The organism is Kitasatospora sp. Ki12 (genome assembly GCF_054601375.1).
The window spans coordinates 1,138,276-1,150,523 of record NZ_BAAIHT010000003.1 but is presented as its reverse complement, the minus strand read 5'-3'; the positions used below and the strand labels follow the sequence as shown (position 1 = coordinate 1,150,523).

Genomic DNA, 12,248 nt, shown 5'->3' with positions numbered 1-12,248 from the left:
GGTGTGTGACTGGTCGTTGTTTGAGAACTGCACAGTGGACGCGAGCATCTGTGGCCAAGTTTTTAAGGGCGCACGGTGGATGCCTTGGCACTAGGAACCGATGAAGGACGTGGGAGGCCGCGATAGGCCCCGGGGAGCTGTCAACCGAGCTTTGATCCGGGGGTGTCCGAATGGGGAAACCCGGCAGTCGTCATGGGCTGTCACCCGCTGCTGAACACATAGGCAGTGTGGAGGGAACGCGGGGAAGTGAAACATCTCAGTACCCGCAGGAAGAGAAAACAACCGTGATTCCGGGAGTAGTGGCGAGCGAAACTGGATGAGGCTAAACCGTTTGGTGTGAGACCCGGCAGGGGTTGCCAATGCGGGGTCGTGGGATGAGCTTCATCGTCTGCCGGCGGTCGGCGAGTCAGAAACCGTATGGGTAGTCGAAGGACATGCGAAAGGTCCGGCGTAGAGGGTAAGACCCCCGTAGACGAAATCTGTACGGCTCTTGAAGAACTCCCAAGTAGCACGGGGCCCGAGAAATCCCGTGTGAATCTGGCGGGACCACCCGCTAAGCCTAAATATTCCCTAGTGACCGATAGCGGATAGTACCGTGAGGGAATGGTGAAAAGTACCGCGGGAGCGGAGTGAAATAGTACCTGAAACCGTGTGCCTACAAGCCGTGGGAGCGTCGTTCATCAGCTTGCTGGTGGGCCGTGACTGCGTGCCTTTTGAAGAATGAGCCTGCGAGTTTGCGGTGTGTAGCGAGGTTAACCCGTGTGGGGTAGCCGTAGCGAAAGCGAGTCCGAATAGGGCGACCCAGTTGCATGCCCAAGACCCGAAGCGGAGTGATCTAGCCATGGGCAGGTTGAAGCGCGGGTAAGACCGTGTGGAGGACCGAACCCACCAGGGTTGAAAACCTGGGGGATGACCTGTGGTTAGGGGTGAAAGGCCAATCAAACTCCGTGATAGCTGGTTCTCCCCGAAATGCATTTAGGTGCAGCGTCACGTGTTTCTTGCCGGAGGTAGAGCACTGGATAGGCGATGGGCCTTACCGGGTTACTGACCTTAGCCAAACTCCGAATGCCGGTAAGTGAGAGCGTGGCAGTGAGACTGTGGGGGATAAGCTCCATGGTCGAGAGGGAAACAGCCCAGAACACCGACTAAGGTCCCTAAGCGTGTGCTAAGTGGGAAAGGATGTGGAGTCGCAGAGACAACCAGGAGGTTGGCTTAGAAGCAGCCACCCTTGAAAGAGTGCGTAATAGCTCACTGGTCAAGTGATTCCGCGCCGACAATGTAGCGGGGCTCAAGCACATCACCGAAGTCGTGTCATTGCAGCATATAGGGCCAACGCCTGCTGTGATGGGTAGGGGAGCGTCGTGTGCCGGGTGAAGCGGCGGTGGAAACCAGTCGTGGACGGTATACGAGTGAGAATGCAGGCATGAGTAGCGATACAAGAGTGGGAAACTCTTGCGCCGATTGACCAAGGGTTCCTGGGTCAAGCTGATCTGCCCAGGGTAAGTCGGGACCTAAGGCGAGGCCGACAGGCGTAGTCGATGGACAACGGGTTGATATTCCCGTACCCGCTTTGAAGCGCCAACGCTGAACCTCTTGATGCTAAGCCCGTGAAGCCGTCCTGGAGCCTTCGGGCAAAGGGAAGTGGTGGAGCCGGTGACCCAACAGGGTAGTAGGTGAGCGATGGGGTGACGCAGGAAGGTAGTCCAGCCCGGGCGGTGGTAGTCCCGGGGTAAGGGTGTAGGCCGAGTGATAGGCAAATCCGTCACTCATTAAGGCTGAGACCTGATGCCGAGCCGATTGTGGTGAAGTGGATGATCCTATGCTGTCGAGAAAAGCCTCTAGCGAGTTTCATGGCGGCCCGTACCCCAAACCGACTCAGGTGGTCAGGTAGAGAATACCGAGGCGTTCGGGTGAACTATGGTTAAGGAACTCGGCAAAATGCCCCCGTAACTTCGGGAGAAGGGGGGCCATTCCTGGTGATGGGTCTTGCACCTTGAGCTGGGGGTGGCCGCAGAGACCAGCGAGAAGCGACTGTTTACTAAAAACACAGGTCCGTGCGAAGCCGTAAGGCGATGTATACGGACTGACGCCTGCCCGGTGCTGGAACGTTAAGGGGACCGGTTAGCTCCATTTCGGTGGGGCGAAGCTGAGAACTTAAGCGCCAGTAAACGGCGGTGGTAACTATAACCATCCTAAGGTAGCGAAATTCCTTGTCGGGTAAGTTCCGACCTGCACGAATGGCGTAACGACTTCTCGACTGTCTCAACCATAGGCCCGGTGAAATTGCATTACGAGTAAAGATGCTCGTTTCGCGCAGCAGGACGGAAAGACCCCGGGACCTTTACTATAGCTTGATATTGGTGTTCGGTTCGGCTTGTGTAGGATAGGTGGGAGACTTTGAAGCAGCAACGCCAGTTGTTGTGGAGTCGCCGTTGAAATACCACTCTGGTCGTGCTGGATGTCTAACCTGGGTCCGTGATCCGGATCAGGGACAGTGTCTGGTGGGTAGTTTAACTGGGGCGGTTGCCTCCTAAAGGGTAACGGAGGCGCCCAAAGGTTCCCTCAGCCTGGTTGGCAATCAGGTGTTGAGTGTAAGTGCACAAGGGAGCTTGACTGTGAGACTGACGGGTCGAGCAGGTACGAAAGTAGGGACTAGTGATCCGGCGGTGGCTTGTGGAAGCGCCGTCGCTCAACGGATAAAAGGTACCCCGGGGATAACAGGCTGATCTTCCCCAAGAGTCCATATCGACGGGATGGTTTGGCACCTCGATGTCGGCTCGTCGCATCCTGGGGCTGGAGTAGGTCCCAAGGGTTGGGCTGTTCGCCCATTAAAGCGGTACGCGAGCTGGGTTTAGAACGTCGTGAGACAGTTCGGTCCCTATCCGCTGTGCGCGTAGGAGTGTTGAGAAGGGCTGTCCCTAGTACGAGAGGACCGGGACGGACGAACCTCTGGTGTGCCAGTTGTCCTGCCAAGGGCATGGCTGGTTGGCTACGTTCGGGAGGGATAACCGCTGAAAGCATCTAAGCGGGAAGCCTGCTTCGAGATGAGCACTCCCACCTCCTTGAGAGGGTAAGGCTCCCAGTAGACGACTGGGTTGATAGGCCGGATATGGAAGCCCTGTAAGGGGTGGAGTTGACCGGTACTAATAGGCCGAGGGCTTGTCCTCAGTTGCTCGCGTCCACTGTGTTGTTCTGAAACAACGACCCATCCGATTCTTGGTCGGGTGTCGGTTGACAGTTTCATAGTGTTTCGGTGGTCATAGCGTGAGGGAAACGCCCGGTTACATTCCGAACCCGGAAGCTAAGCCTCACAGCGCCGATGGTACTGCAGGGGGGACCCTGTGGGAGAGTAGGACACCGCCGAACAATTCTTCTAGAGAAGCCCCCGCCGGGTGAACCGGACGGGGGCTTCTCTGTTGTAGGGTCAATGTGCATTGTCGTCACACGGACAGGAGGCCCCCGGGTGGAGGTCCAGGAGACGCGGGTCCAGACCGATCGCGTCCTCACCATCCCCAACCTGCTGAGCATGGGCCGGCTGGTCGGCGTTCCGCTCTTCCTCTGGCTCATTCTGTGGCCGGTCTTCGACGGGCCGAACAATGACCTCTGGGCGCTGCTGATCCTGATGCTCAGCGGAATCAGTGACTACCTGGACGGAAAGCTGGCCAGGCGGTGGGGGCAGATCAGCCGGGTGGGTCAGCTGCTGGATCCGCTGGCGGACCGGCTCTATGTGCTGTCCACGCTGGTCGGATTGACCTGGCGTGGGATTCTGCCGTGGTGGCTGACGGCGATTCTGCTGGCCCGGGAGGTGTTCATCGCCGCGCTGCTGCCCATTCTGAACAAGCACGGTTACGGGCCGCTGCAGGTGAGTTTCCTGGGGAAGGCCGCGACCTTCAACCTGATGTACGCGTTTCCGCTCCTGCTGCTCGGCAGCGTGGACAGCTGGATCGCGCGGCCAGCCGAGGTGGTGAGCTGGGCCTTCATCTGGTGGGGGACGGTGCTCTACTGGTGGGCGGCCATTCTCTACGCGGTGCAGGCGCGGCAGATCGTCAAGGGCGCCGCGGCGGGCCGGGCGTCCACAGTCTGAGACGTGATCTGAGAGAAGCCCCACGCCCCGTCGGTGCGTCGGACGATGCCTTCCGGGTAGAGATCCCTCTGGAACGGTTTGATGGACCTGCTGGTCCACACCGCGAAGGAGGACGCACCCGTAATGAAAGCCGTTGTAATGGCAGGGGGCGAAGGTACTCGACTCCGCCCGATGACCTCCAGCATGCCGAAACCGCTGCTTCCGGTCGCCAATATGCCGATCATGGAGCACGTGCTACGGCTGCTGAAGCGGCACGGCCTCTCCGACACCGTCGTCACGGTCCAGTTCCTGGCGTCACTGGTCAAGAACTACTTCGGTGACGGCGAAGAGCTGGGCATGCATCTGACCTATGCCCACGAGGAGACACCTCTGGGCACGGCGGGGAGTGTCAAGAACGCCGAGGACGCGCTCAAGGACGACTCCTTTCTGGTGATCTCCGGTGACGCGCTGACCGACTTCAACCTCTCCGAACTGATCGACTTTCACCGGAGCAAGAACGCTCTGGTCACCGTCTGTCTCACCAGGGTGCCGAATCCGTTGGAGTTCGGTATCACCATCACGGACGACGACGGGAGGGTCGAGCGCTTCCTGGAGAAACCGACCTGGGGGCAGGTCTTCTCCGACACGGTGAACACCGGTATCTACGTGATGGAGCCCGAGGTCTTCGACTACGTCGCGGCGGGTGAGTCCGTCGACTGGTCGAGCGACGTCTTCCCGCAGCTGTTGAAGGAGGGCAAGCGGGTCTACGGGTACGTTGCCGAGGGCTACTGGGAGGACGTGGGCACCCACGAGAGCTACGGCAAGGCCCAGGCGGACGTCCTGGAGGGCAAGGTCGAGGTCGAGCTGGACGGGTTCGAGATCTCGCCGGGCGTCTGGGTCGCCGAGGGGGCCGAGGTGGACCCGGAGGCGGTGCTCCGCGGGCCGCTGTACATCGGGGACTACGCCAAGGTCGAGGCCGGCGTGGAGATCCGCGAGCACACCGTGCTGGGCAGCAACGTGGTCGTCAAGCGCGGCGCGTTCCTGCACAAGGCGGTGGTGCACGACAACGTGTACATCGGGCCGCAGAGCAATCTGCGCGGCTGCGTGATCGGCAAGAACACCGATGTGATGCGGGCCGCGCGGATCGAGGACGGCGCGGTGATCGGGGACGAGTGCCTGGTCGGCGAGGAGTCGATCATCGGGGCGAACGTCCGGGTGTACCCGTTCAAGACCATCGAGGCCGGCGCCGTCGTCAACACCTCGGTGATCTGGGAGTCGCGCGGGCAGGAGCACCTCTTCGGCGTCCGCGGCGTCTCGGGGATCCTGAACGTCGAGATCACTCCGGAGCTCGCCGTCCGGCTGGCCGGGGCCTACGCGACGACGTTGAAGAAGGGCGCCACCGTCACCATCGCGCGTGACCACTCGCGTGGTGCGCGTGCGCTCAAACGGGCGATGATCTCGGGGCTGCAGACCTCGGCGATCGACGTCCGCGACCTGGAGAACGTGCCGATGCCGGTGGCCCGGCAGCACACGGCGCGGGGGAGTGCGGGCGGGATCTTCCTGCGGACCACGCCGGGGGTGCCGGACTCGCTGGACATCCTCTTCTTCGACGAGCGCGGTGCGGACCTCTCGCAGGCCGGGCAGCGCAAGCTCGACCGCGTCTACGCGCGCCAGGAGTACCGGCGGGCCTTCCCCGGCGAGATCGGGGACCTGACCTTCCCGTCCAGCGTCTTCGACTCCTACGCCGGCAACCTGCTGCGGACGGTGGACACCACCGGGGTCCGGGAGGCCGGGCTGAAGGTGGTGGTGGACACCGCGCACGGCAGCGCGGGCCTCGTCCTGCCGAGCATCCTCGGCCGGCTCGGGGTGGAGGCGCTGACCGTCTCCAGCGGGCTCGACGAGGCGAGGCCGACCGAGGACGCGGAGACCCGGCGGGCCGGGCTGGCCAGGCTGGGCGAGCTGGTGGCCTCCTCGCGGGCGGCCTTCGGCGTCCGCTTCGACCCGGTCGGCGAGCGCGTCGCCTTCGTGGACGAGCTGGGCCGGGTGATCGACGACGACCGTGCGCTGCTGGTGCTGCTGGACCTGGTGGCGGCCGAGCGGCGCAGCGGTCAGGTGGCGCTGCCGGTGACCACGACCAGGATCGCCGAGCAGGTCGCGGCGTACCACGGCACCCAGGTCATCTGGACCACGACGACGCCGGACGACCTCGCGAAGGCGGCCTCCGCCGAGGGCACGGTGTTCGGCGGGGACGGGCGCGGCGGCTTCGTGGTGCCCGAGTTCAGCGGGGTGCTGGACGGGGCCGCGGCCTTCGTCCGGCTGGTCGGCCTGGTGGCGCGGACCCAGCTCACGCTGAGCCAGATCGACGCGCGGATCCCGCAGGCGCACATCCGGCGCCGGGACATCGCGACGCCGTGGGCGGCCAAGGGCATGGTGATGCGCTCGGTGGTGGAGGCGGCCGGCAGCCGGCGGCTGGACACCACCGACGGCGTCCGGGTGGTCGAGGCGGACGGGCGGTGGACGCTGGTGCTGCCCGACCCGGCCGAGGCGGTCACCCACCTGTGGGCGGAGGGGCCGGACGACGAGGCCACCGAGGCGCTGCTGGACGAGTGGGCGGCGGTGGTCGACGGCGCCGGTCGGTGACGGCCGGGCCCTGAGGACGGAGTAGCCCGAACGGCGGGGCGCACGGCATCGTTCGTGCGCCCTGCTGTCCGTTTTCACCTCATTCGGAACGGTCCGTCTCTTCCGCCATGTGTGCAGCGTGTGTGCAGCTCAGGGGCCGTGCACGGGCCCCCTCGAAGCCATGGGACGATGGTCTCCATGCCAGCGACGCCGACGCCGAGTGCCCCGAACGGGCGGTACAACCGCCCGGACGCCTCGATGTCCCTGCTGACCAATGTGATGGACCACAGCCTGGACGAGGGCTACGCGGAGGCGGCCGCGGCACGTGGCGGTGCCCGTGACAGCCGGATACCCGGCACGCTCCGGGGACTGCTCACGCTGGGCGCCGGGCTGGCGCTGGTCGGAGCGGTGGTGACGGTGGGCGCGGTGAACGCGCACAAGGCCGAGCCGACGCTGGCCAAGGAACGGGACGCGCTGATCCACCGGATCAACGACAGCAACACCTCGGCCGACCGGCTGCAGAAGCAGGTGCAGGAGCTGCGGCGCAAGGTCGACAGCACGCAGCAGCAGGCGCTCCCCTCGGGGGACGCCGACGCCGGGGGCCTGAGCGGGGCGGTCGGCCTGGGCGAGGTCACCGGGCCGGGCGTGAAGCTCGTCCTGGAGGACGCCGCCGGGACGGGCCAGGGCGGCAACGTCGACCCGCGGGCGGGACAGGGCTTCTCCAACAGCGGGCGGCTGCGGGACCGCGACCTCCAGCTCGTGGTGAACGGCCTGTGGGGGTCCGGGGCGGAGGCGGTCGCGATCAACGGCCAGCGCCTCACCGCGCTCTCCGCGATCCGGGCTGCGGGCGAGGCGGTGCTGGTGGACAACCGGCCGCTCGTCCCGCCCTACAACATCCAGGCGATCGGCGACGGGCCGAAGCTCCTCACCGCCTTCGAGAACGACATGGCCGGGCAGTACCTGCGGCTGCTCCAGGAGAAGTACGGCATCAAGTCGACGCTCTCCACGCAGAAGAGCCTGACGCTGCCGGCGGCGGTGGGCGTCTCGCTGCGGACCGCGCAGCCGGTCACGCCCGAACCCTCGCCGACGGCGACGCCGACGACCGCCCCGACGTCGAGCGGGACGCCGACGACCGGCCCCGGAACCTCGGAGAGCCCGGGAGCGTCCGTCTCACCATCGGCCTCACCCAGCGCTTCACCATCCGCGACCAGCGGTGGTCCGACCCCCAAACGGCGTCCGTCGACCGGATCCGCCAAGACGACGACAGGGACAGGAGCAGCCAGACCGTGATTGCCGTACTGGGTCTTGTGATCGGGGTGGTCGTCGGCCTCTTCGTCCAACCCGAGGTGCCGGACGCCGTTGTGCCCTATCTGCCGATCGCGGTGGTCGCGGCGCTGGACGCGGTGTTCGGCGGTGTCCGGGCGATGCTGGACGGGATCTTCAACGACAAGGTGTTCATCGTCTCGTTCCTGTCGAACGTGGTGGTCGCGGCACTGATCGTCTTCCTCGGTGACCAGCTGGGCGTCGGTTCCCAGCTGTCCACGGGCGTGGTCGTCGTCCTCGGCATCCGCATCTTCTCCAACGCGGCCGCGATCCGTCGCCATGTCTTCCGTGCCTGAGTCGGGCCGCGAGCGGGCGGCGGAGGAGCGCGAGCCGGAGGGGAAGGCTGCCGAGGAGGCGGTCGAGAAGGCCGCGCAGGCCTCCGAGCCCGAGCCTGACGGGGAGTCCGGGCCTGATGGGGCCGGGGGTGCCGAGGAAGCCGTCGAAGAGGCCGAGACGGGCTCCGGGGAGGTCGCGGAGGCCGCGGCCGAGCAGGATTCCGACGCTGACGTCGAGGCTGAGGCCGACGCCGAGGTCGAGGCTGAGGTCGAGGCCGGCCCGGGGCCGGAGCCCACGCTGCGGCTGCTGAAGCCGGTCCGGCCGGCGTCCGAGCCGGAGCCGGAGCCAGTGGCACCCGAGGCCGCGGCGTCCGAGGCCGAGCCCGAGCCCGTGCCCGTACCGGCCGTCGAGCCGGAGCCCGAACCTGAACCCGAGCCCGTCGCGGCGGCTCCCGTCGAGCAGCCGCCGGCCGTGGACCGCAACGCCGGGCGGCGGCGCCTGCAGGCGGCGCTGTGGCCGCCGCGGTTGTCGCGCGGTCAGCTGGTGGTGGCGCTGCTGCTGTTCTCGCTCGGTCTGGGGCTGGCGATCCAGGTGCGGTCGACCAACGACCACCACAGCCAGCTGCGCGGGGCCCGCCAGGAGGACCTGGTCCGGATCCTCGACGAACTGGACAGCCGTCAGCAGCGTCTCCAGCAGGAGAAGGCGGAGTTGGAGCAGTCCCTGGCCAAGTTGGAGAACAGCTCCAACCAGGCCAAGGAGGCCCAGGAACAGACCAGGAAGAAGGTGACGGAACTCGGCGTTCTCGCCGGTACCGTCAAGGCCACTGGTCCGGGCATCGTACTGACGGTCGATGATCCCCAAGGGCAGGTGAAGGCAGATATGCTGCTGGACACCCTGCAGGAACTTCGAGCGGCGGGGGCGGAGGCGATTCAGATCAACGATGTGCGCGTGGTGGTCAACACCTACTTCACCGACCTGTCGGGCGGCGGGGTGCAGATCGACGGGAAGAAGGCCTCGCAGCCCTATCGGTTCACCGTCGTGGGGAACCCGCAGGACCTGACCCCCGCGCTGAACATCCCGGGGGGTGTCGTCCGTACTTTGGAGAGTCACCAGGCGCGGGCGACGATCACCCAGCAGCAGAAGGTGGTCGTGGACGCCCTCGTGGATCCGAAGACGCCGCAGTACGCCAAGCCGGCTTCGAAGTGACGGGGCACCCGACGAACGGCCCGTCACGGGCCGGCGGCACCCGCTGCGGGGCGCCGTCGTCACGTGGGCGAGACTGGTTCGCACCGGTACGCTCCGGAGCAACAACCGCAGCACCAACTGTCGGAGTACCACTCCAGCGGGACCGAGCCGCAACCGGGCTCGGCGCCTGTCCGAGGTTCTCACCCTGCCCCGCGGGCGGGTCTGTCACACGCAAGGGGATTCGCCCGTGAGTTTCTTCTCGAAGTTGTTCGGTCGCAACAAGGGCCGTGACGCGGCCGCCGTGGAGGCGCCGACCGCGCGGCACCGCCGGCCCGAGGACGAGCCCGCCGTGCCGGGCATGCGACCCGCGCCCGAGGCCGCTCCGTACGCCGGCCAGCAGATGTTCCGGGACGGCGGCGCCGCCCAGTACGCGGGGAATCCGGCGGGCTACGGCGCGTCGGTTGACCCCTCCGGCGACCCGCGCATAGGTTTCCCGTCAGCACCCTCAACCTCTGGTGGAGGGTTTGCTCCGGACCCGTACGCCGGGCACAACCCGTCGGGTGTGCCGCGCCAGGAGGCTGTGAACATGGCTGGCTCCTCTCCGTGCCCCAGGTGCGGCAACCAGAACCCGGCCGCGGCCCGGTTCTGCTCCAACTGCGGTACGGCGCTGCGCGGAGGCCTGCTGCCGGAGGGGGCGGCGGAGACCACGTCGACCATCTCCATCTCCGGCCTGGAGTCGTACGACCCCACCACCACGACCGGCACCGGCACCACGCCGGCCCTGTCGGCCGAGGTGCTGTCCGCCATCGACGCGCTGCCGCCGGGCTCGGCCCTGCTGATCGTGCAGCGCGGCCCGAACTCGGGCAGCCGCTTCCTGCTCGACTCGGACGTCACCACGGCGGGGCGCCACCCGCAGGGGGACATCTTCCTGGACGACGTCACGGTCTCGCGCCGTCACGTGGAGTTCCGCCGCACCCCGGCCGGCTTCAGCGTCGCGGACGTGGGCAGCCTCAACGGCACCTACGTCAACCGGGAGCGGATCGACGAGGTGACGCTGAACAACGGCGACGAGGTCCAGATCGGGAAGTACCGGCTGGTGTTCTTCGCCGGCCACAACCGGGGGTACTGAAACCAACGTCGGCAGGAGCCCGAGTGAATACGAATACCCCTTCCTCTTCTCTCGGGGCGGCCACCCCAGCCCCGTCCGGTCCGCAGGCGGACCGCGGCGGGCGCGGGGTGGTCGCGGGCCCCAGGCAGCCGGTCCGCGCGGAGCGGACCGCCGGGCGGCGGCGCGGCGGTGACGAACTGCTGAGCATCGGCGCGGTGCTGGCCTTCCTGCGCGACGACTTCCCCGAGGTCACCATCTCCAAGATCCGCTTCCTGGAGGCGGAGGGACTGGTCGAGCCGCAGCGCACGCCCTCGGGGTACCGCAAGTTCAGCCCGGCCGACGTCGAGCGGCTGGCCTACGTCCTGCGGATGCAGCGGGACCACTACCTTCCGTTGCGGGTGATCCGCGAGCACCTGGACGCCATCGAGCGCGGTGAGAGCCCGCCCGCGCTGCCCGCCGCGGCCGACGCCAGGCCCGGGCCGATGGAGGAGGCGGACCGCGAGCTGGTCGCCTCCTCCGACGTCCCGTCCGGGGTCCGGCTGGGGCGCGCCGAGCTGCTGGCCGCGGCCGAGGCCGGGGAGCGGGAGCTCGCCGAGTGGGAGTCCTACGGGCTGGTCGCGCCGGGGCCGGACGGCGGGTACGACGGCGAGGCGCTGCAGGTGGCCCGACTGGTCGCGGAGCTCGGCCGGTACGGCCTCGAGCCGCGGCACCTGAGGGCCATGAAGGCGGCGGCGGACCGCGAGGTCACGCTGGTCGAGCAGGTGGTGGCGCCGCTGCGCCGGCACCGGAACCCGCAGACCAGGGCCCATGCCGAGGCCACCGCGCGGGAGCTCGCGACGCTGTCCGTACGGCTCCACGCGGCGATGGTCCAGGCCGGTCTGCGGACCCGCGGGTAACGTTCCGGGCGGCCGCCGGACGGCGGGTGCACCGCGCTGACCAGCGGCGTCGGCCCTGCGCTTTCATATCCGGGACCGGAGCCATAGGGTTGCCTGTGTGAATGAGCTCGACGTCGTGGGTGTCCGGGTGGAGATGCCTTCCAACCAGCCGATCGTGCTGCTGCGGGAGGTCGGGGGAGATCGCTACCTGCCGATCTGGATCGGCCCCGGCGAGGCGACCGCGATCGCCTTCGCCCAGCAGGGCATGACGCCGGTGCGCCCGCTGACGCACGACCTCTTCAAGGACGTCCTGGAGGCGCTCGGCCAGCAGCTCACCGAGGTGCGGATCACCGATCTGCGGGAGGGCGTGTTCTACGCCGAACTGGTCTTCGCCGGCGGGGTCGAGGTGAGCGCCCGGCCGTCCGACGCGATAGCGCTGGCGCTGCGGACCGGCACGCCGATCTACGGGAGCGAGGAGGTGCTCGCCGAGGCGGGCATCGCGATCCCGGACGAGCAGGAGGACGAGGTCGAGAAGTTCCGCGAGTTCCTCGACCAGGTCTCGCCCGAGGACTTCGGGGGCGGCGGCCCGCAGTAGCGGGGACCGGCTCTCTGACCGACGCGGCGAGCGTCGAGCCTTGGCGTTTTGCCAAAAACCGTCGACCTACCCACACTGGGGGCACGAAAAACCACTCTCCTGAGTGATGTGGTTTGTCTGGCCCGGCGTGGCGATCGTTGACGGGTCATAGGGGACTGCCTACCGTCAGGAGTGGCTGTCCGGGTGGCCGATGCCCGCAGTCGG

General features: G+C 66.9%; 8 protein-coding genes and 2 rRNA genes. All 10 read left to right on the top strand.

What is annotated here, in order from left to right; translation table 11 throughout:
• Positions 1-52 precede the first annotated feature (52 nt).
• The 10 genes from ACYP53_RS35695 to ACYP53_RS35650 all read left to right on the top strand — a co-directional run bounded on the left by ACYP53_RS35695 (position 53) and on the right by ACYP53_RS35650 (position 12,044).
• Positions 53-3,167: ribosomal RNA gene (locus ACYP53_RS35695) — 23S ribosomal RNA — on the top strand.
• An 82-nt stretch (positions 3,168-3,249) separates the two neighbouring features.
• Positions 3,250-3,366, top strand: a 5S ribosomal RNA gene (gene rrf, locus ACYP53_RS35690).
• Positions 3,367-3,463: 97 nt separating this feature from the next.
• Positions 3,464-4,084 carry a CDP-diacylglycerol--glycerol-3-phosphate 3-phosphatidyltransferase gene (gene pgsA, locus ACYP53_RS35685; protein WP_459650497.1) on the top strand — a complete coding sequence of 207 codons (621 nt, stop codon included), beginning with the start codon at positions 3,464-3,466 and terminating at the stop codon, positions 4,082-4,084.
• Between the two features lie 123 nt (positions 4,085-4,207).
• Positions 4,208-6,703 carry a mannose-1-phosphate guanyltransferase gene (locus ACYP53_RS35680; RefSeq protein ID WP_189926852.1) on the top strand — a complete coding sequence of 832 codons (2,496 nt, stop codon included), beginning with the start codon at positions 4,208-4,210 and terminating at the stop codon, positions 6,701-6,703.
• 177 nt (positions 6,704-6,880) lie between these two features.
• A complete protein-coding gene (locus ACYP53_RS35675; protein WP_373313969.1) occupies positions 6,881-7,972 on the top strand; it encodes a DUF881 domain-containing protein in 1,092 nt (363 codons plus the stop codon).
• Entirely contained in the window at positions 7,969-8,301 is a 333-nt protein-coding gene (locus ACYP53_RS35670) for a small basic family protein (RefSeq protein ID WP_030062488.1), read from the top strand. Before ACYP53_RS35675 ends, ACYP53_RS35670 begins: the two co-directional genes overlap by 4 nt.
• A 283-nt stretch (positions 8,302-8,584) precedes the next feature.
• Positions 8,585-9,487 carry a DUF881 domain-containing protein gene (locus ACYP53_RS35665; protein ID WP_373313970.1) on the top strand — a complete coding sequence of 301 codons (903 nt, stop codon included), beginning with the start codon at positions 8,585-8,587 and terminating at the stop codon, positions 9,485-9,487.
• 226 nt (positions 9,488-9,713) lie between these two features.
• Positions 9,714-10,595: an FHA domain-containing protein gene (locus ACYP53_RS35660; RefSeq protein ID WP_189926854.1), complete on the top strand. Its 882-nt coding sequence runs from the start codon at positions 9,714-9,716 to the stop codon at positions 10,593-10,595.
• 179 nt (positions 10,596-10,774) lie between these two features.
• The gene (gene ftsR / locus ACYP53_RS35655) at positions 10,775-11,470 is read left to right on the top strand and encodes a transcriptional regulator FtsR (protein WP_189926860.1); all 696 of its coding nucleotides are present in this window, start codon (positions 10,775-10,777) and stop codon (positions 11,468-11,470) included.
• Positions 11,471-11,567: 97 nt separating this feature from the next.
• Complete coding sequence (locus ACYP53_RS35650) at positions 11,568-12,044, top strand: bifunctional nuclease family protein (RefSeq protein WP_030062493.1); 477 nt, start codon at positions 11,568-11,570, stop codon at positions 12,042-12,044.
• Positions 12,045-12,248 lie beyond the last annotated feature (204 nt).